Here is a 26,224-nt window from a genome sequence, read left to right on the forward strand (position 1 = left end):
AATAATTAAGTCTACAAAACACCAATAATGTAAATGTTTATGTTTACAAAATTATAAAAAAGTCAACTTAAATGTTTACAAATTATAAAAAAAGTCAACTTAAATGTTTACTTAATGGTGCAAGTCCCTTATGCGCTGGGTTAACATCTGGAAGCATTAGTAAGTCGCAAGGGTGGTAACTGAGAAGTTACATCTGAAGAAAGCGAGACTACAAAACTCGGTACTGACCCTTCGGCTATGCTCAGGATAAACCAAGCAGGAACCGTATACGAAGGCATATTCATCTGGGTATGCAAGCACACTTCGGCAGGCTCAGTACATCGCATTATTGTAACGCCCCAAGAGAACCAAAAGGATGATTATGTAGATACGGCAGTTATTGAGCGAAACCTGCCTGCCGGCAGGCAGGGAAAATGTTCTTACCTGGGGTTTTCTCCTTCAATTCTGCTATTAATATAATTTGCCCAGTAGGCATCGTTTTTTCATCACAGTCGTTAGTTTCTTGCGAAAAGGCTAGAAAGGGTAGAATGGTTAATAGGATTAGGAGGTTTTTCATTTAGTTGGTATGCTATAAGTTTAGGCAAAAGAAGAATTTGTTTGTTTTTTACCTTAGTTATTTGTTATGCCTTAACCTTTTACGTTTTTCACTCGTTGTTTATTGTAATTCCATCATAAAAATAGTCTATTATGTATTTATCAAAACTGTCAAAATATTCAAAAGACTTAATTTCTTCCTTACCAATTTTATGAAAGATTTCAATGGTGTTATGAATATTCAAATTATCGTCTAAGAAGTTTATTACACTTTTCTGATGTAGTTTTCTTGAAATCATTCGTGGCATACCATATTCTTCAAGTTGATAAACAACTGATGGTAAGAAAGCGTGAGAAACCCTAGAAACAAAAGGAGCAACATCAGTACCGTTATCAATTATTTCTTTTTGAAGGATGTTTATATCACTTATCAAGGAAGATAGATTAAATGCAGCTGTTCTTTCCAACTTGAAAAATTGCTCAATGTCAATATCAAACTCGTCCAGTTCATCTAAAAGTTCAGGAATTGTACTTCCCCAATTCTCAACTAATACTTTAACAAACTCTACAAACTTTTTGTGTTGAATACCATAAGGTCCATCACCCCATTCACCTGGTTGCAAACTAATTATTTTCCATAGTAGTCTGCCCCAAGATTCAGGTTCATTAGAATTTAGATACGAAAGTCCATTCCAATCTTCTGGATTGGATTTCATTTGTCTTGCTGTCTCCTTAATAAACTCTGAATTATTAGATTGGAATATATTTTCTTTTAAAAGTCTATCGTACGTTGCCTTTCCAAGGATATCGTACATTTCGTTTTTAAAAGTTACGATTTTGGCGATTTGCTCATTATCTAAACTTGAACTGTAAATGTTTTCGTCTAAGTCTCCTAAAATTGTGTCTGGAAAAGGAATATCAAGTTGTGTTGTTCCCTCTTGTGGTGGTGGTTCGAGCAAGTAAATTTTACCAATAAAATACTTAAACATTCTACCACCTCTACCGATAATATTTTTATAGGTAAAACTGTCTAAAAGACTGTTGCCTCCACTTTTACGATTTCGCCAAATTATAACGTTTTCAGCAGATGTATTTACACCTTCTATTATTGATGAAGTAGAAATAATATTGCTTAATCCTTCTTGTTCCTCAAATAGTTTTACTTGAATTTGACTTATAGAACGGTGCAATTGTCCGTTATGAATACCAACACCCCTTTTAACTAAATTGGTTAATTTCCAATTAGCTCCATAATTTTTAGTGAGCCAATTAGCAAATTCTATTAATAAGGGTTTGTCGGAAATTGGGAGGTTTTCATTTAAGAGATTTGAAACTTTGTCGATTTGCGGATATGACGCTGCATAAATAAGTGATTTGGTTTTAGTTTCGTCAAGAATTTTTAGGAGTATTTCACCTTTTTGAAGTTCTTTTTCAATTTTGTCTCCTTCAATTTCTTTGTATGGTTCAAATCGTTCAAGATAAACTGTACTAAATCCTAATTTATCCTCAAAAATCATATCTTGAGTGAATATATTATCGCCGATCGAAGTTATGTTAGGAGCTAGAAAATATTTTTGTTTTGATTTAACCCCTAATTTAATAATTGCTTTTAACAGAGATGGAGACCTTGATTTATCGTAAAAAGAACTTGCTTTATAGAATTCATCAATTATTAATATATCTATACTGTCGATTTTATTCACGTAGTTCATTGCCCTTTCTTGCGGAAAAATGAAAATGTTTCTATCAGCAAGCTCAACTTCAGTGGTTGTAATAATTTTGTAACTATGTGCGAATTTCTTGTACAAACGTCTACGTGTTTCGTCTGTTAAAGCTATTGTAGGCACAATTATTACTACATTATCTGGATTTTTGATGGAAATAAAGGCATCAATAACGAAGCTTTTCCCAAAGCTTGTCGGAGCACTTACAGCAATGTTTTCTCCATTAACTAATCGTTTTAATAATGATGACTGTTCTCTATGTAATGTAGCTTGTTTACCCCCTATATCAACTTTGAATATTTCATATACAAATCTATCTTCCCAATTGGCAGTGTCTGCTTTGAGATAAGGATATAAACCTGTTTCGCGAATTAAATGGTTAACTAATGGAGAATATACAATTTCGTTTCTTTCGTGGTAATCCAAAAGTTTAATCAATTCATTTCTTGCTTGAACATCTTTATTTCCAATTAAGTATTCATTAATTATATGGCAAGTATCAAATATTTCCATTGCTTAAGAATTTTTATAAAAGTCAGCCATTGAAACAAACTTATCTACAATGGTTTTTTTGAGTGGGACAGGAAATAAAATCAAATGGAACTTGATTTGCGAATAGTGTGGTATACCTCCAATTTTATTCAATTGCTTTTTAAAAAATGATTCAGCTCTGTTTTTATGGTAATCAATCAATTCATTTTTATATTCATCAGAAATTGCACTTTGATTTTTTGTTATTTCACATTCGTGTAATAGTAATATTGGAATATGTAATTTTGGTTTTATCAAATCGATAGATTCTCTTGGGGATAGTGCTGATTTAATCGAATTTCTTAATGTCTCATCACCAATTAAGGAATCAATATCTGGTAGATTCGTAATAATGCTGTTTTCTTTTTTTAGTTTTCCAGTTAATAATGAATTTGCTACAGATGTAATTATTTCAGGAATTCTTGCATCCTCAATACTGTTATAAAATTTGGCTTCACCAAACCATATTGAAAAATCTGTATCGTTTTCGATAATTATATGAACGCTATCAGCTCCTTTAGCATTGTCTTGTGCATTTTGCTTGTAAAATATTTTTGGAACAACTGGTAACGCTTTGAAATGATGCTTCATTATAGCATATAGAACAATTTCCGCAATTTCACTTCCTTTACTTATGTCACCTGATTTGTCAGAAAGTCTTAAGTTTTTTGCTGCATAGGTCAATAATGAATGATGATTATTAACAAGACTTTCTCTTTCTCTGTGTGATAATGAGGTTTCAGCAATATTGTCCCAAATGAAATTCTGAAAATGATTGTACCTCCATTCTGCTGCTTCAAAATTATTTATCATACTTATCACACTCTTATTTGCAATTGGATTTAAAGTAGCGTCAGTATTAATATCTGTGAAAGTGTTATTTATAAGTATTTCAAAATCCATTCTCTTTATTTATGTGGCTACAAGGTTTGTTTTTGGTGAGGCATAACGTGCATGTAAACCTACCAGGGTACGTTAACTTCCTGTTTTGGCGATTAAAGGGTACCTAGCTAATATACCACTAAAGAATAAACCTACAATTAACATCTCAGATTCCATTACGGTAAACCATAATCACTATAAATTATTTAAGACTACGTAAGAAATGACTATAAACAGCGAACCAACCAACTAGTCTGTTTTTTACTTAGAAAAAGAGTTGAGAGTTCTGGAAAGTAACGACATCAATCGCAATTGTATCGATTAAATACAAGGTGTACGGAGTTAAATGGATGTTTTAAGCATTGAACAAACCAAGCAGTTTGTTTTTTGGTCAAATAAATAGGCAGTTTTAGAACAAACTTTGCTGTTTCACGGGGCTTTCATGGTTCAATAACCACTTTTTTTTGGAAAACAAAGAATTATTTAATCAATATAGAGAGTATTATAAAAGCTTTCAAATGCATCAGCTAGAATGTCAGCGCTTTGATAATTAAAACTGACCATATTTAATAACGGTTTATCAATATTTTCAGGATTTGCAATCTGAGTAATTTCTAAAACGGTTACACTACCACAATCTTTCAAACCTTCAAAAGTTCCTTCGCCTTGATATTTATCCACATATACACTCATTGGTTCATAATTGATTACCGCATAGCCATCTGGGCCAGATTCTTTCATTCCACTTAACATATCTGCAGTAGTTTCAGCAAATTTATTGGACATACTACTTAATTTACTGCAGGGTGATTGCTTAGAGGTATTATTTTTCCATGTTGAACGAGAAGCTGTCATATCCCCAGCATCTATGCTTATCCCTCCTTTTTTGTAAACAAGTGATGGACCTACCTGTAAGAGTGAGTGACCTTGTTTTTCCATTATTTCATTAAAATCATTATATGATATTTGAACAGGTTTTATATTAAATCGAGTCATTTGGTGATAAGTTGGCTGAAAAGTGACGGCAGTTTCTAAACGCTGAATTATAAGATTATTAGGGTCTTTAAAATCTTCTTTTGAAATTGGATAGACATCTATAAATATTACAATATCTTCATTTGAATAGGGTTTAGTTTGAAGAGAAGTAGTGCTTTTTTGTTTACCTTTTGTAGAGTGCGCAGCATATCTAAAATAAGAGCTAATTCCACGTTGAAGTTCTTTTTTTGTTCTTGTAAAATTAGGGTCTGGACTACCTAACCAAACTACTTCGCCACCATCTTTTTCTATTAACTTTTTAGCTTGGTCTAATGTTAGCCCCAATTCAATTCCTAATTTATTTATGGTTTTTTCTAATTTAGATTGAGAAACTGGATGGAATTGGGAAATGGCACTTGATTGATTTCTTTGTGTTCCTCTTTGAGCTTCCGTCGTTTGAATAAAAACTAAATTAGCAATTAAATAAAAAACTAGAAGATATTTCATGGACGGTTGATTTTTAGGATTTTAAAATACAAAAATTCTTATGAACAGGCTGAAATTTTATTCCCAAAAGATGAAATTTTACATAATCATAATGTTATAGAATCAAATCGTAGTTCATTATTAATTCTTGTAAAATAAATAATGGAACCAACCAGTCTGTTTTTTACTTGTAAAAAGAGTTGAGAGTTCTGGAAAGTAACGACAGCAATCGCAATTTTATCGATAAAATACAAGGTGTAAGAAGTTGAGGGGTTGTTTTGAGCAGTTAACAAACCAAGTAGTTTGTTTTTTGGTGAAATAAACGAGCTGTTTTAGAACAAACTTTGCTGTTTTACGGGGCTTTCATGGTTCAATAACCATTGTTTTCTGTGCAACCCGCCAGCGTAACCAGTAAGTGAACCATCGGTACCAATAACTCTATGGCAAGGCACTACGATCCATAACGGATTTCGGGCATTTGCAGAAGCGGCTGCTCTAGTTGCATTGGGATCGCCCAATAACTTTGCAAGCTCTAAATAGGATCTAGATTTTCCGTAGGGTATGTTTTGTAATTCTACCCAAACCTTCTTCTGAAAGTCGGTTCCATGTGGGTTTAGTTTTAAATTGAACTCGGTTCTTATCCCTTCAAAATATTCATTCAATTGATAAACGGCATCTTCTAAAGATTCCGGTATAACATCGGTAAGTGGCTCATCAGAATTCAATACGGTTATAGCGGTAAGACCATCAACATCACCAATAATTTTAGCAACCCCTAATGGCGTACTTATATATGCTATATCCTCCTCCATAGTATTACATAATAATTATTCGTCTGGTGACGTAGGCTTTTCGATTACTCCCGTTGCCTGAGCGCGTTTTTCCCAGTTTTTACGAGCAAGACTCTGTAAATCGGCAACATTGTCGCTCTCATCCATAATTTCGAGCCCAAGAAGGGTCTCAATAACATCTTCCATCGTTACAATACCACTTACAGAACCATATTCGTCAACTACAAGGGCAATTGCCTCACGTTTTTCAATGAATATTTCGAATAAGGTTGGGATCGGCGTACTTCTACGTGTTACTAGAATTTCACGTTTTATATCTTTCAACGGAATATCTCCGTTCTGGTTGATCATTTCTTCTAGCACATTATCCTTTAAAACAAAACCGGTAACATTATCCATATTATCAGTATACACAGGTATTCTAGAAAAACGCAATTTAGGGTTGTCAGCAAAGAAATCGGCTATCGTTTTCTCGTCAGACGCTACTTTCATAACCGCTCTTGGCGTCATAATATCTTTCACCAATACTTCATCGAACTTCAACAAGTTTTTAATGATGGTAGATTCAGACTTCTCAAAAACACCTTCTTCATGTGCCATATCGGTCATAGCATGAAAATCTTCGCGACTTAATACGCTACCATGGTGTTTGCCACCGCCTACCATTTTGGTAAACAAACGTAGCAACCATAACAAGCCCGTATATTTTAAGCCCAAAACCATAATGTTCAAAGCCTTGGTAGAGAAATTAGCCAATTGTTTCCAGTACGTAGCACCAATAGTTTTTGGTATAATCTCTGACGCTACCAAAATAAGAATGGTCATAATGGTAGAAACCACACCAACCATTAAATCTTCTGTAAAGGTTATGCCTAAAAATGATTTGGTTTCGCTACCGTATAATTCGGCATAGGCAACTTTTGCTTGCACACCTACCAAAATTGCACCAACCGTGTGGGCAATGGTATTGATAGTTAAAATGGCAATTAAAGGTTGATCGACATCTTTTTTAAGTGCTTCTAATGTTTTTGCATACGCATGGCCTTCTTTCAATTTTACATTGATGAAAGTAGGGGTAATACTCAACAGTACTGCTTCTAGTATAGAACACAGAAAGGAGAAGAAAATAGAAATGAACGCGTAAAAAAGTAGTAGTCCCATGGGGTTGTTTTATAAATCGAAGATATTAATAATAATGCTAAGGTTTGTGCTCTTTTACATTATCAAATGCCTGATAAAATATTTGTTGGATGGATGAGCGGATATTCAGCTCGTAAATATTGCGATTTTCTCTCGTAGGATACACTCTATTCGATAGAAAAATATACACCATTTGATGCTCTGGATCTGCCCAAAGAAATGTGCCCGTAAAACCACTATGACCAAAACTTGATGCACCAACTTCTGGAGCAGGGTAGGCATCGGCAATTTTAAAGGTGTTGTTCTTTAAATAGGGTTTGTCAAAACCTAAACCTCTTCTATTATCGTTATCGGGATATTGAACTTTAGTAAATTCTTTAATAGTATTTTTAGCGATGTATTGTTTGCCGGCATAAAGCCCATTTTGCATGAACATTTGCATGATGATCGCCAAATCATCTGCAGTACCGAACAAACCTGCGTTACCAGAAATGCCACCTAATAAAGAAGCATTTTCGTCATGCACCCAACCTTGGGTTAGCGTATGTCTGTAAATAGTATCGACTTCTGTAGGAACAATTTTGTTAGGGAATTTTTTGGTGCTCGGCAGAAAACCGAAGGTTTTCATACCAAGTGGTTTGTAAAATTCTTTTTCCATATATTCTGCATACGGAACACCGGTTATTTGAGTAATCAGCTCCGGAAAAATGAGAAATGTGAGTCCCGAATATTTGTATTTTTTCTCTGCGGATACTTCAGAACGATTTATAATGCGGTACATTTTTCGGTTAAATCTATTTTTAACATAGATACCTTCAAAAGCTTCGTTACTAAATCTGTTATTTGGTTTACTGCGGATGAATCTCTTTTTAAACCGACCGTTATTTTTTAAAGTTTTGCTGAGAAATACAATGTAAGGTTCTAGACCGGCTTGATGCGTCAATATCTCGCGAAGCGTAATAGTTGCTTTATCTTTCTGACTTCGCCAAGGTTTCCAATACGTACTGAACGGAACATCTAAATCTAGCTTTTCTTCATCGACTAATTTCATAATAGCAGGCAGCGGACCTAAAATTTTGGTTACCGATGCCAGGTCATAAATGTCATTTAGGGCAACATTTTGAATGCTATCATAGGTGTGAAATCCGTATGCTTCATGAAAAATGATATTCCCTTCTTTTGCGATTAATACCTGAGCACCTGGGAATGCATTATTTTTTATACCAGTTGTTACAATACTATCTACTTTACGATATACAAAAGTAGAATCCAGCTCATAAGCAGCCAATGAAGATGCCTGCAAACTAGAACCAACCGGAAGCAGTAAAGTTTTGGTCGCCCGTTCTTGCGAAGCAAGAATACCACTTAATAAACCAAATAGTATAAAAAATAATTTATTCATTCACTGAATTCAATCCTGCTTTTAACCCATTAATTTTACGGCATCTTTTGCAAAGTAGCTTGCAATAATATTGGCTCCTGCTCTTTTGATTGCCAATAACTGCTCCATCATTACGGCATCATGGTCTAGCCATCCTTTTTCGGCAGCAGCTTTTATCATTGCGTACTCGCCAGAAACTTGGTAAACGGCAACGGGCACATCGACTTCATTCTTAATATCACGAACAATATCAAGGTAGCACAATCCTGGTTTTACCATAACGATATCTGCGCCTTCTTCAATATCCATTAATGTTTCTTTAATAGCTTCAGACCTATTGGCAGAATCCATTTGATAGGTTTTTTTATCCTTAGGTACGTTTTTAATGTCAACAGGGGCAGAATCAAGTGCATCTCTAAATGGTCCATAAAGTGCGCTTGCATATTTAGCGCTGTATGCCATAATACCGGTATTGGTATAGCCTTCATCTTCTAGAGCTTCGCGAATGCTGAGAATACGCCCGTCCATCATATCACTTGGTGCAACAAAATCGGCACCGGCTTTGGCATGAGAAACGCTCATTTCTGCCAGAACTTCTACACTTTCATCATTCAGAATTTGTCCGTCAGCAACAATGCCATCATGCCCATAAGAAGAATAAGGGTCAAGGGCAACATCTGTCATCACCAACATTTCCGGGCAAGCATTTTTAACCGTTTTAATCGCCAATTGCATTAATCCGTTTTCATTCAATGCCTCAGAACCGATATTATCCTTTAAGTTGTCTGGCACTTTAACAAATAAAAGAACCGAGCATAGACCCATACGCCAAAGTTCTTTCACTTCTTTTTCAAGATTATCTAGACTTAGACGGTAATAATTGGGCATAGAAGGTATTTCTTCTTTAATGCCTTTACCCTCCACTACAAAAAGCGGAACTAAAAAATCGCTTGGTGTAATAATGGTTTCCCTCACCAAACTACGTATGGCTTCTGAACTTCTAAGTCTTCTATTTCTAATAAGTGGGTACATAATGCTAATTTTATTTCAATATTTATTCAGATTCCTGACTTTTTTTGATAATGCTTTTTAAACGTTCTTTTCTCAGAGCCGCTTCTTTTTTTAATTTGTTCTTCTTCCTATCCATTAGCTTGGCATGCTTTGCTTTGTTCACCGTATTTTTAGCCTTGCCCTTTTTTGCCATAACTGAATATTTTTATGCAAACGCTTTAGTGCTTTTCCGCTGTAAAGTGTAGACGTTACGTCGTCAAAGCATATGTATCTTGTAGTTGTACAAAAATACGTGAATTTGAATAATAGCTACAGTGGTTAGTACTTATTTTTATGGGGCAACGGTTAAAAGATACTTAATGCCTAATGAAAGTATATATGGGTTCTTTCACTTGCTTTCTCCATTAGAAGGTAAAGGAGAAATAAGTTGTCTCAGATTTCGGCGCTCATTAGAAAATTATATTAAGTTCTTTTGTGTAAATAAGAGAAGCTTGTTAAAAGGCGTTGTTTTCAAATTAAAGCTATAATTTGTAGCCGAATTCTTATTTGAGTATAAGGTGCTTCTAAAAACATTTAAAAATTGAATAAGGATAGTTAAATGAGTTTCCAAAGCTGTAAATATCTTATGTTAAGAAAGAACTTAAAGTTCATCTCCATTTTTTTAATGCTCTTTTGTTTTTTAGGGAAAGCACAAACTGAACAAGATTTAGAGGGTATATCAGATAGTTTATTAACTAATCTTCAAAAATTCTATAGTGAAATTTATGAGACAAGTGAGCAAACATTATCGGGCATATATAAAATACATAAGAATATTGATACCTATAATGTAAAAGAGCAAGTAGCTATATATCTTGTTTTAATTGATTTTCAAATTGCTGAAGGTTTATATGATGAAGCTATCATAAACTGCCATATCTCACATAATATGGCTAAAGAAAATGGTTTTGCTTATGAAACAGTACTTTCTAATTATTATTTGGCTAGTGCATATGGACAGAATTATGAATACGATAAATCTTTTGAACTATTTAAATCTTTAGCTCAATTAATTAATGATAGTAATTATGAGTATTTGGCTATTCTATCTGAAATTGAAATGGCATGGTTTTATGAGATAATTGGCAAGTACCGAGATGCACTAGACATAAAACTCAAGATTGTAAAAACAAAGGGAGATTTTTTAAAAAAAAGATGGGATCCAGTGTACTATAATCAGTTTTTAGATATGTCAAATTTATATAATGAACTGGGAATTAAAGACTCCACATATTATTACAGAGACTTTTACAAACAAACTATTAAAGATTATCCTGAAACTTCTGCGGAACATTATTTTCTTATAAAAAATGAAGCTAATATAAGTTTTAATGAAAGAGATTACTCTAAGGCTATTGATAAGTATAGAGCTTTTAATAATTGGTATTTTGCCAGGCTCAAAGATTATGACTCTCCGACGATTATCAATAAAAGTAAAGCCCATATAGCCTTGGGCGAAGTAGATAGCGCATTGAACAATTTAAATTTGATTAAGAGTCGACCAATGTTTTTAAAGGAACAAAAATATATTTCTCCAGACTTCTATAAATTATATATAGATATTTATAAAAAGAAGGGCGAAGATGATTTAAGAAAAGAATATGAGCAAAAATATTACCAAGCGTTAGAAACCTATAATTCGTTTAAATTTAATACGCTAGATAATCTTTACGATATTGACAAGCAGCGTATTCAAATAGAGAACGCCAATGCAGCCAACGATTATAAGAGTACATTAAATTACCTATGGATTGCCTTGGGGGCAATAGTTATGTGCTTCATAGGTTTTGTGCTATGGAAACAAAAAAGGGAAAAGAAAAAGTTTGATGCATTAATGCAAAGAACAGAGAACAAAACACCGCTTAAAACTTCACTTGAACCATGCACGAATACTACTGAAATAAAAGATGAAAAGGTCGAGGCATTAATTCATCAAATTAAAGAACTAGAAGAACAAGGCTTTTTTCTAAAACAAAAGACAACCTTGCATAATACAGCAAAGAAATTAAAAACCAATACTTCTTACCTTTCTACGATCATTAACAATAATTTGGATACTACATTTTCTGCTTTTGTGAATGATATAAGAATTGATTATATCATTAATGAGTTGAAAACAAATAAGCAATTACGTTCATATTCGGTAAAAGCTATAGCAGAAGAAATAGGATACAAAAGTGCCGATTCATTCTCCAAATACTTTAAGCAGAGCACCGGTTTGTCACCTTCTACTTTTATAAAAAATATCAATAAAAAGGGTTAAATGCCACTTTTCAAACAGGGTTGATAGAAATTCATGTTTTACCGCTTCATTTAAAATAAATAACTGATAATCAAATAATCATAAACTGTTCAAGCACCCTATTTTTATAAATTTAGGGCGGCATGACTTGTTTTAAAGTGAGAAACAGCCCTTTCTTTACGAAAAGATATCCGTTCAGCTTTTAAAATTTTACGATCGTATTTAGCTGACAATTTAATAGCAGTTCGGGCATTTTTGAATTCAGTAAAACAAACATTTTAACCTTTAAAATTTAAATCATGAGAAAATCAGTTATCGCATTCGCAATTTTAGTTAGTTCAGTATTCAGCACCGTAAGTGCCAATACAGATTCTGGAAATAGAATCGCAAAAATTAACAGAACAAGTATTACCAATGTATCGCCAATGGTATTGGCCATTGTTGAAGATGATGTAGCGGTTGTCAAAAATTTTATCGCCTACGGCGTAGATATTGAGCAAGAATCTAAAACCGGAGCTAAAATGACAGCTTTAATGTATGCCGCTCGATACAACCAATTAGATATTGTAAAAATACTAGTAGCAGAGGGTGCAAGTACCTCAAAAGAATCTAAAATTGGTGCAACAGCCTTAGATTATGCTAAAGTCTCTGGAGCAACAGAAGTAGTTGGGTATTTAAACAGCTTGTAAACTTCTAAACAAGTCATCTAATAGAGCTATTCAGATCAATAAATTATCTGAATAGCTCTAACTAATAAGAAAAACTTTCCATAAAACCTCACATTTTAAGCTAGCGCTATGTTTATATTTTTTAATTATCTAATAGCTAAGTTGTTGTATTTATTTTGGCTTCCTGGTTTTTATAAATATGGAATGCTTTTACTTGCTTGTAAGTTATTAATTACACTTTGTTTGCGGAAGAAACTACAAAAAATGTAACTTTTCTAAAATTTTGAATACTTATAAATAAACTGAATGCTAACCATCAAACCTTAAAGAATATGCTTTCGATTACAAATTTGAATAAAACGTACCCAAATGGTACAAAAGCCTTAAACAATGTTAATCTAGAAATTGGTACCGGTATGTTCGGCTTACTTGGTCCAAATGGGGCAGGCAAATCCTCTTTAATGAGAACTATTGCCACATTACAACAGGCAGATAGCGGTGATATTGAATTCAATGATATTAACGTTTTTACCGAGCCCGATGAACTTAGAAAGGTTTTAGGGTATTTACCACAAGATTTTGGAGTTTACCCAAAAGTATCTGCAGAAATGATGCTAAATCATATTGCAAAAATAAAAGGGATACAAAGTAAAACAGATCGTAAAGCATATGTAGCCGATTTATTGAATAAGGTAAATTTGTACAAATTTCGTAAACGAAACTTGGGTGATTACTCAGGTGGTATGAGACAACGTTTTGGTATAGCGCAGGCATTGATCGGCAACCCTAAACTAATTATTGTAGATGAGCCAACTGCTGGTCTTGATCCTTTAGAACGTAATCGTTTTCATAATCTATTAAGTGAGCTTGGTGAAGATGCCGTAGTAATACTATCAACACATATTGTAGATGATGTTATTAATTTATGCACCAACATGGCAGTTTTTAATGAAGGTAGTGTTGTGGTTCAGGGGCATCCGTTAGAGTTGTCTAACACATTGAATGGCAAAGTATACCGTAAAAGTATTGCCAAAGATGAAACAGAACTGTACCAATCAAAATATAACGTGTTATCCACTTATTTACGTAGTGGTAACCTCTATGTAAATGTTTTCGCGGAAGGTGTGCCTGGTGAAGGATTTGAGAAAGTTGCCAATAACTTAGAAGACTTTTATTTCTATAGTATTAACCAACCTCAAACTGTTTAATATGAAAGAAATATTCTTATTTGAGCTAAAATATAGGCTTCGACGACCGGTCACTTATATCTACATATTTATCATGTTTCTAATACCTTGCTTACTTGCAGTATTTGATGAATCTGTAACTGCAGAATTCACGAATAGTCCGAATAATATAGCAGGTCTTTTGGCGGTGTTAAGTATAATTGCCTTGTTCTTTTATGCTGCTATTATGGGTGTACCCGTGTATAGAGATGAAGAACATAAAACTGCACAGACTTATTTTACTTTTCCTGTTTCTGAAAAGAACTACATATTGGGTCGTTTTTTGGGTAGCTTCGCTATAGTCACCATAATGAACATTGGTGCTATGTTTGGTGCCATGTTTGGGTATGTCCTTGGCGCTTTGTTAGATAGACCTGATTATGGTACCTATACCGATTTTAACTTTTGGTCTTACTTTTTTCCATTTTTATATCTATTAGTTTTTAATTCCTTTTTCATAGGCAGTCTTTTCTTCTGCCTGATGACATTTTTTAAAAGAATGCCCATCTTATATTTAGGAGGTATTTTAATATTTATCGGTACAACGATATCGGGGCAATTACTATCTAGCCTAGATACCGAATGGCTTAGTATTTATGTTGACCCTTTTGGGCAATCTGCTTATAGTTTTTTAACAAAGTACTGGTCTGTAGACGAGTTAAATACTACTCAACTGGCATTAGCCGGTAAGTTTATGCTTAATCGTTTGTTATGGTTGACTTTGGGGATATTATTATTTGTCTTCACGCTTTTTAAATTTTCGTATAAAGGATTTTTATCCTCTAAGAAAAAGAAGAATGTAAAAGAAGACAATGATATCATAGCATCTTCAGAAACAATTAGTGTTGTTCAAGAATTCAGTAAAAAGGCACAACGACAAAATTTATGGTCTTTAAGTAAAATAGAATTCTTGTCTATCGTTAAAGAACCTGTATTTCTTGTGCTAATTGTTTTAGGGGTTATAGTAGCTGGTTTTATTACCTATCAATCTAATCAGTATAATGGTACACCATCATTACCGCTTACAAGGTATATGGTTTCTTATATTTCTGGAGGGATAGCTTTATTTTCCATAATTATTCTAATAATTTATTCTGGTGAAGCGGTACATCGTACACGAAGTAATAAGACTTTTGAATTTTATGATGCGTTACCGGTAAGTAATTCTACATTATATCTTTCAAAAATAATTTCATTAATCGGGGTTTCCGTGTTACTAACCTTAATTAATATACTAGTTGGTATTCTATATCAAACAGGTAATGGTTATTTTGATTATGAATTGGGGATGTACCTTACTTATAATTTCACGTCTCTTTTTCCTTCTTATGTGGCTACTTTACTTCTGGCCTTTTTTATTCATGTGTTGGTAAATAATAAATTTCTAGGTCACTTTATTGTAATTATCATATATGTAGGTTTACCACTTTTAGTGAGTTTAGTCTTAAAAACCAATAACCCACTTTTAGCTTTTGGAGAGACTACCCCCGGTTTTATAAGTGATTTAAATGGATTCGGACATTATTTAACCGGTAAGTTTTGGTTGAACTTGTATTGGATTCTTTTTACGTGCACATTGGCTGCTATTGGTAAAATATTTTGGAGTAGAGGTTTTTATTCTTCGGCAAAAGAGCGTTTAAAATTGGCTAAGAATAGGTTTAAGGGTAAAACTGTTGCCTATACCTTATTCTTTTTATTTGCTTTTATTTCTGTAGGTGCCTACAGCTTTTATAATATAAAAGTGCTGAACCATATGGAAGACAGTGATTTTAGTGAAAAGCTTTCTGCTGATGCTGAAAAGGCTTATGGCAAGTATATTGATAAGCCCCATATTCAAGTAATTGATTTAAAAGCTGAAATAAATATTTTTACAGATACACGTGGTGTAGATGCAAAAGGATTGTTTACAGTTGTTAATCCTTCAGATCAACCAATTGATACAGTGCTAATGGAAATAAAGTTTCCTACATATGATAGCAAGATTACCAAGGTGGTTTACAATGACCAGGAGTTAAATCCGTTTTTAAGCGACTCATTGTATCGTTTGTTTATTTACAAACTACCAAAACCTTTGCAGCCAAAAGACACCGCTAATCTTGTTATTGAAACTAAGGCAAGAACACATGGGTTTTCTATGGGTATGGAAACTGCAGTATTAAATAATGGTTCTTTCTTTAATGATGGTATTTTTCCAAGCTTTCATTATGATATTGCTTTGACAGAAAATGGTGCTCGTGAGAAATATGGGTTGGAGAAATTAGACTTTCTTTATCCGCCAAGAACAGATAGCATTGCTTTAAAAAAGAATTTATTTAATGAGGATAGTAATTATATGGATTTTGAAGCAACTATTAGTACTTCAAAAGGGCAAACAGCTGTCGCACCAGGGGTTTTGGTTAAAAAATGGGATAAAGATGATAGAAGCTATTTTAATTATAAAATGGAAGATAAATCTGATTACTTTTTCAATTTTGTATCTGCATCCTACGATATTGAAAAGGATGTTTGGACTGCACCGAGTGGAAAGAAAGTGACTATAGAAGTGTATCATTCACCGAAACATAAGAGAAATTTAGCTTCTTTTATTAAAGGTGTTAAAGTATCGTTAGATTATAATTCTAAGAACTTTTATGAGTATCCATATTCTGTAATCAGAATAATTGAGTTTCCGGCGCACACGACATTTGCACAATCTTTTGCTACTACAATTCCGTATTCAGAAGATTTTGGCTTCGTAGCAGATTTTTCTAACGAACAAGACTTTAATTATGCTTTTAGAGTAACAGCACATGAAGTTGCTCACCAATGGTGGGCTCATGTCGTTACGCCAAGTAAAACAAGAGGAGCAAATATTGTTTCGGAAACTTTGGCAGAATATGTATCATTAATGGCTTTAAAGCACGAATATGGTGAAAATGGAATCAAAGGATTTTTAAAGCCTTCTTTAGATACCTACTTATCTAGAAGATCATTCAGTTTTAAACCAGAACGTTCGTTAATGGATGTTGAAACCGGTCAGCATATTTGGTATCAAAAAGGATCCATGATTATGTATGATTTGCAAGATGTTATCGGTGAAGATGTTATAAATGCAGGATTGAAAACATTTTTGAATGAATACAAGTATTTTGAAAAAGGAGTATATGCTACTTCTGAAGATTTTTACAAAGCTATTTATAATGTTACTCCAGATTCTTTGAAATATAAGGTTGATGATGGTTTTAAAGAGATTGTTCTTTATGAAAATCGTGTGATGGATGCTAAAACCAAAAAGCTAGATAATGGCAAATGGGAAACCACATTCACAGTCAATTCTAAGAAGATTTATTATGATGATACCGGTAAAGAAAAACTGATTGATGATAAGAAGAACCTAGTAGATATTGGACTCTTTGGCGAAGATATTACTGGTGACGATGGGGTAACTATTAAGAACCCGTTTTACTTTGAATTAAAGTGGCTTTCTGCAGGTGATAATACATTTACTATCATCACTGACGAAAAACCTTTAAAAGCGGGTATTGATCCATATAACAAGTTGATCGATCGTAATTCTGATGATAATCTAGAAACGGTAGAAGAGTAATTTTTTATATTATACCTGTTCGTTAATGGCAATTGTCATAAAGCGGACAGGTTTTTACTTTTTTATTGTACTATTTTCGTCGTTTTCATGTTTAATACAAGTATCAAATCATCCATGTTGTATTGCAAAAATTAAGTGATAATCTAAAATTTAAATATACCTGGCGAATCTATCAGCAGAAATTTTTAGATGGTTTTCAAGAGCATATAAAAGATGAACATTTACATGTTATTGCACCACCTGGTTCGGGAAAAACGATATTGGGTCTAGAAATTTTAAAACGAATAGGTAAGCCGACTTTGGTGTTGTCACCAACATTGACCATTAGAAATCAATGGCGTTCTAGATTATTAGAGTTTTTTACGGTCAATGGTGAATTTGACGCTTATTCATTAGATATTAAATCTCCTGACCAGATTACTTTTTCTACATACCAATCGTTATTTTCATTTTCCAAATCATTTGGTGAGAATGCTAAAGAGCAGCTGTTAGCGTATATAAAAGAACATCAAATTGAAACGTTGGTATTGGATGAGGCACATCATTTAAAAAATGAATGGTGGTATTGTTTGTTTCACTTAAAGGCAATAGAAGGGTTGACCGTGGTTTCGCTAACGGCAACACCGCCATACGACAGTACGGGAACAGAAATCAATCGCTATTTTAGTCTGTGTGGTCCAATCGATGACGAAATCGCCGTGCCTGATCTTATTAAAAACGGAAATCTTTGTCCGCATCAAGATTTTATATACTTCTCTAAACCAGAAGCGGCACAAATTAAATATATCGTTAGTTATCGCGAACAGATATTGAATTTTACCAATAAGCTTCTTGCAAATACAGCCTTGCAAGAAAAATTGATTACCCAAGATTTCTATGTAAACCCTAAAAAATCTTTGGATTACATTTATCAGTACCCAAGCTTCTTTTCTTCAATAATTATTTATTTGAATTCTTGCGGCTATGCGGTTAATGAAAATAATCTAAAAATACTAGGCTTTGTCAATAACGATGTAACCTTTCCAAGTTTTACCTATGAATGGTCAGAAGTTTTGTTACAGCATTTATTAGTAGATCAACGGGAATATTTTATTGCTTTTGAGGATATTCTACTGCCTTTGGAAAAAGAATTGAAACGAATTGGGGTGCTAGATAACAAGCGGGTCAATTGTGTAGGAGATGAAGGCTTGTACCGTAACCTGTCTAATAGCCCAAGTAAGTTAGAAAGTATTTTTAAAATTGTTGAGCATACCAATGTTAGTTTACAAGAAGGTGCCAGAACCGTTATTTTAACCGATTTTATTCGAAAGGAGTTTTTAAATTTTGAAGGGAATGATACTAAAACTATAAACAAATTAGGGGTTGTGCCTATTTTTAAATATATACTTGCCAAGCAACCTACTAATAGCTCATTAGCTGTGTTAACGGGTTCTTTGGTAATTGTACATGAGAATGCATTATCACATTTAAAGGAAATACTGGCAATAGTCCAATTGGGTGTAGAACCTATAGAGGGTTCGGCAGGATATATATTCATTCCAGTTCCAGATGCTTTAAAGAATAAAATTGCGGAAGCTATTACCCAGCTTTTTAAAATAGGTATAATGACAACACTTATTGGTACAAAAGCTTTTTTAGGTGAAGGTTGGGATGCTCCTTGTATTAATACATTGATACTTGCATCTTATGTGGGTTCTTTTGTTTCTTCTAACCAAATGAGGGGTCGCGCTATTAGGGTAGATGCAGATAACCCAGATAAAACAGGTGCCATTTGGCATCTTGCCTGTTTAGACCCTACCGCTATTAACGGAGGTAAGGATATGGAAAAACTTCAGCAACGGTTTGAGGCTTTTAACGGTGTTTCTATGCGTGACGAGATATATATTTCTAATGGAATAGACCGATTGGTATTACCTGAAGAGTGGTCTGAAACCTTAGATTTAGCAACGATTAACAAAGATATGCTCTCTAGTGCTCAACAGAAAAATGTTTTTAGGGATAGATGGGCAGCAGCTATTGCTAAAGGAAATGTTTTGGTACGTGAACTGAAGATTCCTTATACCAATGAAACGTCATTTGCCAGAACAAAAAAATTAAATGCCCTAAATGCCGGTAAGTATGTAATGCTTGAGGTCGTCTTAGGTGTTTCCTTTTTTATTCCTGAATTTTTACTTAAGAATTTTGGTGCGGTTTTAAATAAAGGGGTAGTGCAGGTTATTTATATATTCTGTGCCGCCCTTATTCTGGGCTTTGGACCTAAAACGTTTAAAGCTTTAAAACTTTATTTTTTATTCGGTAATCAATACAAGAAAACTAAGAAAATAGGAACCGCAATATTACACTATCTGATAGATGAAAAGAACTTGAATTTTGAATCTAATAATGCAAAAATTGTTGCCGAACAGAATTTGAAGGGAACTTTTTCTATTTATTTACAAGATGCAAGCCAGCATGATTGTAATATATTTATTTCTTTGTTGGAGGAAGTTATTGCGCCCATTGACAACCCTAGATATTTGTTGGTCAATGTTAATTTTATAAAGAGAAAACTCGGTATTAAAAATTATTATGTGGTACCAAAGGATATCGGAAAGAATAAAACCGAAGCATTAAGGTTCAAAGAATATTGGAACAAACATGTGGATGGTTCTAAAATTTTATTCACCAGAACAGTAAAGGGTAGAAAAGAATTACTTAAAGCACGATTTTCGCACTTAAAATATCAATTTGAAGAGGTTTCGAAAAAAGCGATAACGTGGAAGTAAAAAGGTGATCAATGAGCTATATTGCTATCTCACCTATCAAATAGCAAACGCCATTACCCGATATTTTTACACGGTCCCCAAGATATTCGCATTGTATATCGCCACCACGTTCAGATAGTTGCTTGGCGGTCAATATTTTCTTATTCAACTTTTTTGACCAATACGGAGTCAAAGTAGTGTGCGCAGAACCCGTAACCGGATCTTCTGGAATGCCACATTGCGGAGCAAAAAATCGCGAGACAAAATCTACATCGTTGCCTTTTGCAGAAACAATGACACCTCTACAATCCAATTCATTCAATAAATGGAAATTAGGTTTTATGTTCTCGATTTCCTCCTGAGATTCATAAATAAGCATATAGTCGGTCTTGCCTTTAAACGTTTCCAACGGTTGTTTTCCTATGGCTTTTGATAAGTTGATTTGTTCTGAAACTGGTATTACGTCATCCGTAGGGAAATCCATGGTTAATAATCCCGACTCACTTTTTTGAACTAATAACTCTCCACTTTTTGGTGAAATAAACCGAAGCGTATTTTCATTGTAACCGTAGTGTTTATAGAGCACGAAGGCAGTAGCAAGGGTAGCATGACCGCAAAGGTCTACTTCTATTTCAGGGGTAAACCAACGAAGTTCATAATGATCATTATGCTGCACTGCAAAAGCCGTTTCTGCCAAATTATTTTCCGCAGCTATCTGTTGCATTAAATCGTTTTCTAACCAAGATTCTAAAATACAAACTGCTGCTGGATTGCCGCCAAATAGCTTAGAGGTGAAGGCGTCTATTTGAAATATTTTTTGCTTCATAGAATTGAGATTTATTCGATAATCTAGATGATAAAGATGCGAGTCTTAACTATAAAATTATAGTTATTATAAAATGAATGCATCAATTGATTGCTCTGACGTTGGTTATTCTAGTCCGAATTTACGACTAATCTCGTCAGCTTTTTGAATCCATTTCTTGGGCGCATCAAATCGGTATCCTACATAGAACTCAAGAAAACTGATAGAGTCGTCTAAAATGAAATTTTCATCAGATGTGTGACTCAATAGGTGCGTGTTGATATTTACGCCACTAAAGAAATTTTCTGAATTATAGCCGCCGGTCATTCTAAAAATTAGTTGTGCCAAACCATTAAACGAAGAATTTCCATCTGTGCTAGAATAGTTGAAACCCAATCCGCCAGTGGCACCAGCAGAAACGAGGTAATTTTCATCAAAAACCCAGTTGTAATAATAGCCCGGACCAATAGCAACCTTTAAAGATTTCTCTAATTGATTATCGATTATAGGATCTTCTAGTTTAAACTTGGTATAGTAGTACGATATGCTAGGAATAAAACTACCGACACTTTGTTTCTGCCATTCGTTCTGAAATCCGATAGCACGAAACGAGAAATCAGGATTAAAAATATAACTAGAGGTACCTCCTATTTTAAAGGTTTTTAAATCATCTACTGGTAAGGTAAATTCAGAGGTTCTAGTGAAAAATCCCTTTTGCTTGTAGATATCCAAGGTCTGCATGTATTGACCGAAAAATGTTCGAATATTGAAGGTGATCAATTTAGAATCTCCGTTATCTTTATTCTCGGCGAGAAAGTTAGGTGCGTAGCCAAAATCAACCTCTAAAAAACGAAATAGCACCGACAGCCCTAAGTAACTTTTATCATTGGGTATAAACTCTGTTTTAGCACGAGTTATCTTGTCTCTAAGCGTAAAACTATTGGAGGTGGTCTGTAAAGACAGCCGAACAGTTACCTTATCAGGAAAAGCTTCTTTGTAAAGTGAATTTTGAGCAATACTTACTTGCGTATGGCATAGCACAATCCAAAATAGAATGATTCTTACACCCATTCTTTCGGTTTCGTCAATACATCAATTAAACGCTCTTCTTCACTGCCCTTTTCTGGGTGATGGTCATAGACCCATTGTACATGTGGTGGCAAGCTCATTAATATACTTTCTATTCTTCCGTTAGTCTTTAAACCGAACAGGGTTCCTTTATCATGAACTAAGTTGAACTCAACATATCTGCCTCTTCTAATCTCTTGCCAATCTCTTTGTTCCTTAGTGTATTCCAGGTCTTTTCTTTTTATAACGATTGGTACATAACAATCTAAAAAGCTATTGCCTACTTCGGTTACAAAGTTGTACCAGTCTTGCATATCCATCTCCGGAGTTGCTTTGCAATAGTCAAAAAATAGACCGCCTAGTCCGCGTGCTTCGTTTCTATGGGTATTCCAGAAATATTCGTCGCAACGTTTTTTGTAGGTGTCGTAGAATATAGCATTGTGTTTGTCGCAGGCAGTTTTACAAACTTCATGAAAATGAACGGCATCTTCGTCAAATAAATAATAGGGAGTCAAATCTTGACCGCCACCAAACCATTGATCTACAATTTCGCCGTCTTTACCATACATTTCAAAATAACGCCAGTTTGCGTGAACTGTTGGCACCATAGGATTCTTTGGATGCAGTACCAAACTTAATCCGCAGGCGAAAAAATTAGCATCTTCTACTCCAAAATATGCCTTCATACTATCCGGAAGCTCGCCATGTACACCAGATATATTTACGCCACCTTTTTCAAAAACAGCTCCGTTTTCAATTACTCTAGTACGACCGCCACCACCTTCTGGGCGTACCCAAATATCTTCTTTAAAAGTGGCTGTACCGTCTACTTCTTCTAATTTAGAAGTAATCGTATCTTGAAGTTGTTCTATGTAAGCGTAAAATTTATCTTTCATGAGATTAGAAATATCATAATCATAATGGATTACAAAATTACGATTTATTAAGAAGGTATTGAATTAGTATAGGGCAATAAAAAAGCGGGCACTTAGAAAGTTGCCCGCTTTGTAATCTATTTAAAAAGAAATTTAATTTTTAAAATCTCCTGCATTTACTACAGACCATTTTTCGTACGGACCTATATATTTTTTAATTGCTGCATTAACTTTGGCAACTGTTAATTTACTTACATTATCTTCTATAGATTTTTGAAAATCTAATGTGCGATTATAAAATATGTTATTGTTTATTAAACTGCTTAGCTCATTATCTTTTGCCCTCGAAACATTTTGAGATTGGATCCAGCCATTGATGGCATTTCCTAATTCTTCTTCTGTAATACCATCTTTAATAAATCTTGCAATTTCTTCCTTAAAACCTAATTGTACTTTGTCAAAATTTTCGGGTGCATAAATTGCATATAAATACATCTGAGAATTCTGGTCATCTTTGTTGCCATCAGCTTGAAAACCTGCGCCAGCACCATAACTTACACCATCTTTTTGTCGTAAACGATCTGCAATACGTGAATTTAAAAATCCACCACCTAGGATCGAAGAAGCAATTTCCAAGGCAGCATAATCTTCATGACTATCACTGATTTTAATGCTGAAACCACCTAATGTCATTGCATTCTGCTTATCTGGTGTTATTAGGCTTTCATTGATCTCCTTAACTGGTTTGTAAGGATTTGAAATATATGAGTAAGCATTTTTGCTTTTAAAGCTTCCGAATTTTTCTTCCATAAAAGTCTTTACTTCTTCAGATGGTACATTTCCTATACCAACTAAAATGGAATATCCTAAACCATAATAATCAGCATAAAAAGATTTTAAATCATCAACTGTCAATTTTTTAATTGCAGCTTCTTGCTCCTCAATACTCATTGCGTACAATGGATGGCCTACAGGGTATGTATTATTGATTTGTGCTAATTTTTGGGATGCTAAAAACTGTGGTTCAGTTTTATTACTCTCTAGGTATGCTAGTTCTTCAGTTTTCAGTTTTTCGAGTTCTGCCGTATCAAATATTGGATTCATCAATATATCTTCCATTAGAACTAGAGTCGGCATTAAATCTTTCTCTGTAGATGAAATATTTGCATAAATATTTCCATTAACACCTCTAAAATTTATGGAACTCTTAAGTTTGCTTAATTCATCTTCAATTTGTTGGCGTGATTTTGTTGTTGTACCCTTGTTCAACATATTGGCAGTAAAACGCGGAATCATACCTTTATTCATTAAAGATTTTACATCACCATTTCTTCCACTAAAGCTCAATGTAACAGTGTTACCTCTATTATTCTTTTCGATGAATGCATAGTTTACACCATTAGAAAGGCTACCACCAATTATACTATTTTGAATGGCATCATAAGCTACATCAAAAGCTTCTCCAGTGCTCATAGCTTCCTTACCCTTATAATCCTTTACCAGTGCATTTATGTCTGTATTATGAGGTAAAGTAACTCTTTCAGGATTTTTCGTAGGATAGAATCTTCCCGTAGTTCTATTGGTAGGGATAAGGTACTTGGTCATTGCAGCATTAGCTTCTTCCAGAGTCATATTTTCTACTCTATCTCGTTGTAAAAATGCCAATCTCCAGTCACCAGCACCAATAAATTCGCTCATATAAGTGCCTAAATACGCCGAATTTCTAAAGACTTCGTCAATTTGTTTTAAGATATTAGATTTAGCTCTTTCTAATTCCTCTGCTGTAATTGGATTATCCTTTAAATTGTCCAATGTGGATCGTAAAATAGTTTCTACTTCATCTGCATTTTTTTCAGAGGGTACATCAACATTTATGTATAAGAAACCTGGTTCTTTTGTAAATGGGGAAAATGACCATAAAGAGGATGCTTTTTGAGTTTCTACTAATGCTTTGTAGATTCTTCCTGAAGGTTCATCAGTCAATATGTTTTCTACTACTGACTTTGCTGCGAAATCAGGGTCAGATCCTGCAGGTGTATGATATAAAGCACTTACCAATTGTAAATCGCCTACACGACTTACGCTTACATTTTTTTCTCCATCTTGAGCAGGTTCTTCAGTGTATGACATTAAAATAGCAGTACTAGGGTTTTTAAGATCGCCAAATTTTTCTGATATCTTATCCAATGTTTTGTCTACTTCAAATTTACCGGTCACCATTAATACGGCATTGTCAGGTCTGTAAAATTTTGAATAAAATGCTTTTAAATTTTCAATAGGTACTCTCTCTATATCACTGCGGTTTCCTATAGTTGAGTTTCCGTAATTATGCCATAGGTAAGCTGCATTGATTACTTTTTCAAGTAAAACACCAGTTGGATCATTCTCACCGCTTTCAAATTCATTTCGAACTACAGAAAATTCAGATTCTAAATCTTTTTTAGCGACGTACGAATTCATCATACGATCGGCTTCCAAATCTAAGGCCCAATCTAGATTTTCGTCGGTCGCATTAAAAGTTTCAAAGTAATTAGTGCGATCATACCATGTGGTACCATTTGGTCTTGCTCCATGAGAAGATAACTCTTTTGGAATGTCTGGGTGGTTAGGAGTACCTTTAAAAACCATATGTTCTAAGAGATGAGCCATACCTTTTTCGCCATAGCCTTCGTGTCTAGAACCCACCAAATAAGTGATGTTAACTGTAATGGTTTGAGCGGAATTATCTGGAAATAATAACACTTTTAGACCATTGTCCATTTTGTATTCGGTAATACCTTCAACAGATGTTACTTTAGACATTTGGGCAAATGAAATCGCAGAACAAGCTATGAATAGATAGCCAATGAATAGTTTTTTAATCATTTTGAATTATTTAGTGTAAGTTCAATATTACAAAAAAATAAGATAAAACTTGTAGTGTAAGAAGTTAGTTGTCAATTGATTAAAAATTCATTCGATAAGAAATAATGGTAAGCTATTTTTTTAAAACATAAAGTTCCATATCTAACGGGTCTTCGTTAGGCGGAGTGTGTTCTTTCAATAGTGTCTCTTTCCAAATATAGCCACAATTTTCAGCTACCTTAATACTACCAAGGTTAGATTTATGAGCAATGATTCTAAGTTGCTGTAAGTGTTGATGATTAAAGCCCCATTCTGAAATGGTTTTAACTGCATGTGTGGCAAAACCTTTATTGTTGAGGTCGTAGGATATGCAATAGGCAATTTCAGCTTCTTCTGCTGCTCGTTTGAGTTCTTTTAAATAAACCAGCCCTATAATTTTTCTTTTTTCTGGTTCTTTAAGTGTGAAGAGATACTCTTTACCAGATAGAAAATCTGATACTTTTTCAAGTACAAAAATAGTGGATAGGGTCGGATTAAGATTTGCAGCTACCGTTTTGGGGAAGTATCTTTTTATATGGTCTGCATTGGCAGATATAAAATCGCATAAACGCCATCCATCGCTCTCTGAAATCGGATTTATTTCGAAATCTGGTAGTTGAAATGAATTCATTA

General features: G+C 34.0%; 19 protein-coding genes. 5 read left to right on the forward strand and 14 right to left on the reverse strand.

Annotation, left to right across the window (positions count from 1 at the left end):
- Positions 1-376: 376 nt before the first annotated feature.
- The 9 genes from CLV90_RS02485 to CLV90_RS19165 form a co-directional block, all read right to left on the reverse strand.
- A complete protein-coding gene (locus CLV90_RS02485; protein WP_133685938.1) occupies positions 377-556 on the reverse strand; it encodes a hypothetical protein in 180 nt (59 codons plus the stop codon).
- Positions 557-644: 88 nt separating this feature from the next.
- Positions 645-2,771, reverse strand: a complete 2,127-nt coding sequence (locus CLV90_RS02490; protein ID WP_133685939.1) for a DEAD/DEAH box helicase — start codon at positions 2,769-2,771, stop codon at positions 645-647.
- 3 nt (positions 2,772-2,774) lie between these two features.
- Positions 2,775-3,692 (reverse strand): HamA C-terminal domain-containing protein, encoded by a 918-nt coding sequence (locus tag CLV90_RS02495; RefSeq protein ID WP_133685940.1) that lies wholly within the window; start codon positions 3,690-3,692, stop codon positions 2,775-2,777.
- A 462-nt stretch (positions 3,693-4,154) separates the two neighbouring features.
- Complete coding sequence (locus CLV90_RS02500) at positions 4,155-5,153, reverse strand: hypothetical protein (RefSeq protein WP_133685941.1); 999 nt, start codon at positions 5,151-5,153, stop codon at positions 4,155-4,157.
- Between the two features lie 311 nt (positions 5,154-5,464).
- The gene (locus CLV90_RS02505) at positions 5,465-5,944 is read right to left on the reverse strand and encodes a methylated-DNA--[protein]-cysteine S-methyltransferase (RefSeq protein ID WP_133685942.1); all 480 of its coding nucleotides are present in this window, start codon (positions 5,942-5,944) and stop codon (positions 5,465-5,467) included.
- Positions 5,945-5,959: 15 nt separating this feature from the next.
- Positions 5,960-7,084: a CNNM domain-containing protein gene (locus CLV90_RS02510; protein WP_133685943.1), complete on the reverse strand. Its 1,125-nt coding sequence runs from the start codon at positions 7,082-7,084 to the stop codon at positions 5,960-5,962.
- Between the two features lie 37 nt (positions 7,085-7,121).
- Positions 7,122-8,465, reverse strand: coding sequence for a serine hydrolase domain-containing protein (locus tag CLV90_RS02515; RefSeq protein WP_133685944.1), 1,344 nt, complete (start codon positions 8,463-8,465; stop codon positions 7,122-7,124).
- Between the two features lie 21 nt (positions 8,466-8,486).
- Positions 8,487-9,476 carry a porphobilinogen synthase gene (hemB, locus tag CLV90_RS02520; RefSeq protein WP_133685945.1) on the reverse strand — a complete coding sequence of 330 codons (990 nt, stop codon included), beginning with the start codon at positions 9,474-9,476 and terminating at the stop codon, positions 8,487-8,489.
- 22 nt (positions 9,477-9,498) lie between these two features.
- On the reverse strand, positions 9,499-9,648 hold the full coding sequence (locus tag CLV90_RS19165) for a hypothetical protein (RefSeq protein WP_166638520.1): 150 nt from the start codon (positions 9,646-9,648) through the stop codon (positions 9,499-9,501).
- Between the two features lie 432 nt (positions 9,649-10,080).
- Between CLV90_RS19165 and CLV90_RS02525 the strand changes: the two genes are divergently transcribed.
- The 5 genes from CLV90_RS02525 to CLV90_RS02545 all read left to right on the forward strand — a co-directional run bounded on the left by CLV90_RS02525 (position 10,081) and on the right by CLV90_RS02545 (position 19,981).
- Positions 10,081-11,757: a helix-turn-helix domain-containing protein gene (locus CLV90_RS02525; protein WP_166638521.1), complete on the forward strand. Its 1,677-nt coding sequence runs from the start codon at positions 10,081-10,083 to the stop codon at positions 11,755-11,757.
- Positions 11,758-12,035: 278 nt separating this feature from the next.
- A complete protein-coding gene (locus tag CLV90_RS02530) occupies positions 12,036-12,425 on the forward strand; it encodes an ankyrin repeat domain-containing protein (RefSeq protein WP_133685947.1) in 390 nt (129 codons plus the stop codon).
- A gap of 311 nt (positions 12,426-12,736) precedes the next feature.
- Positions 12,737-13,612 (forward strand): ABC transporter ATP-binding protein, encoded by an 876-nt coding sequence (locus CLV90_RS02535; protein WP_133685948.1) that lies wholly within the window; start codon positions 12,737-12,739, stop codon positions 13,610-13,612.
- Between the two features lies 1 nt (position 13,613).
- A complete protein-coding gene (locus tag CLV90_RS02540) occupies positions 13,614-17,216 on the forward strand; it encodes an ABC transporter permease/M1 family aminopeptidase (RefSeq protein WP_133685949.1) in 3,603 nt (1,200 codons plus the stop codon).
- Positions 17,217-17,338: 122 nt separating this feature from the next.
- The gene (locus CLV90_RS02545) at positions 17,339-19,981 is read left to right on the forward strand and encodes a DEAD/DEAH box helicase family protein (RefSeq protein WP_133685950.1); all 2,643 of its coding nucleotides are present in this window, start codon (positions 17,339-17,341) and stop codon (positions 19,979-19,981) included.
- 16 nt (positions 19,982-19,997) lie between these two features.
- Here CLV90_RS02545 and CLV90_RS02550 read toward each other — a convergent pair whose 3' ends face one another.
- The 5 genes from CLV90_RS02550 to CLV90_RS02570 all read right to left on the reverse strand — a co-directional run bounded on the left by CLV90_RS02550 (position 19,998) and on the right by CLV90_RS02570 (position 26,222).
- The gene (locus CLV90_RS02550) at positions 19,998-20,786 is read right to left on the reverse strand and encodes a PhzF family phenazine biosynthesis protein (protein WP_133685951.1); all 789 of its coding nucleotides are present in this window, start codon (positions 20,784-20,786) and stop codon (positions 19,998-20,000) included.
- Between the two features lie 105 nt (positions 20,787-20,891).
- Positions 20,892-21,836, reverse strand: a complete 945-nt coding sequence (locus tag CLV90_RS02555; RefSeq protein ID WP_133685952.1) for a DUF4421 family protein — start codon at positions 21,834-21,836, stop codon at positions 20,892-20,894.
- Positions 21,827-22,729, reverse strand: coding sequence for an oxygen-dependent coproporphyrinogen oxidase (gene hemF, locus CLV90_RS02560; protein ID WP_133685953.1), 903 nt, complete (start codon positions 22,727-22,729; stop codon positions 21,827-21,829). The genes CLV90_RS02555 and hemF overlap by 10 nt, the downstream gene beginning before the upstream one ends.
- A 132-nt stretch (positions 22,730-22,861) precedes the next feature.
- Positions 22,862-25,573, reverse strand: a complete 2,712-nt coding sequence (locus tag CLV90_RS02565; protein ID WP_133685954.1) for a M16 family metallopeptidase — start codon at positions 25,571-25,573, stop codon at positions 22,862-22,864.
- A 112-nt stretch (positions 25,574-25,685) separates the two neighbouring features.
- On the reverse strand, positions 25,686-26,222 hold the full coding sequence (locus tag CLV90_RS02570) for a GNAT family N-acetyltransferase (RefSeq protein WP_133685955.1): 537 nt from the start codon (positions 26,220-26,222) through the stop codon (positions 25,686-25,688).
- Positions 26,223-26,224 lie beyond the last annotated feature (2 nt).

The organism is Maribacter spongiicola, assembly GCF_004364165.1.
Lineage (GTDB): Bacteria > Bacteroidota > Bacteroidia > Flavobacteriales > Flavobacteriaceae > Maribacter > Maribacter spongiicola.